Raw genomic sequence first — 767 nt, 5'->3', positions numbered from 1 at the left:
GAAGCCTTCGTCGCGGCAGAGAGGACCCTGTCGGACCATCTTGCCGAGCAGCTCTCGGTTGCCTTCACCGCGCCGGCGCAGCGCATGATCGGCCAGTACCTGATCGACCTCGTCGACGAGGCCGGCTATCTGCCGCCGGATCTCGGCCAGGCCGCCGAGCGTCTCGGCGCATCGCAACAGGACGTCGAGGACGTTCTTGCCGTGCTGCAAAAATTCGATCCACCCGGCGTCTGCGCGCGCAACTTGAGCGAATGCCTGGCGATCCAGCTCCGCGAGCTCGACCGCTATGATCCGGCGATGCAGGCCCTGGTCGAGCATCTCGATCTTCTCGCCAAGCGCGACATCGCGTCCTTGCGCAAGGTCTGCGGCGTCGACGACGAGGACATCGCCGACATGATCGGCGAGATCCGCCGCCTCAATCCCAAGCCCGGCATGAAGTTCGGCTCGGCGCGGCTCCAGACCATGGTGCCCGATGTCTATGTCCGCCCCGGTCCCGACGGTGGCTGGCATGTCGAGCTCAACAGCGACACCCTGCCGCGCGTGCTGGTCAACCAGACCTACTATTCCGAGCTGTCGAAGAAGATCGGCAAGGACGGCGACAAATCCTACTTCACCGATGCGCTCCAGAACGCGACCTGGCTCGTGCGCGCACTCGACCAGCGCGCCCGCACCATCCTGAAAGTTGCAACCGAGATCGTGCGCCAGCAGGACGGCTTCTTCACCCATGGCGTGGCGCATTTGCGGCCGCTCAATCTGAAGGCTGTCGC

At 64.8% G+C, this 767-nt stretch carries 1 pseudogene; it reads left to right on the top strand.

The features are described from left to right. Window positions 1-767: pseudogene (locus IVB01_RS24980) on the top strand (RNA polymerase sigma-54 factor); the annotation flags it as partial.

The sequence above is a fragment of the Bradyrhizobium sp. 164 genome, assembly GCF_023073715.1.
Taxonomy (GTDB): domain Bacteria; phylum Pseudomonadota; class Alphaproteobacteria; order Rhizobiales; family Xanthobacteraceae; genus Bradyrhizobium.
Note: the sequence above shows the minus strand (reverse complement) of the source record. Positions and strands in the feature narration are given on the sequence as shown.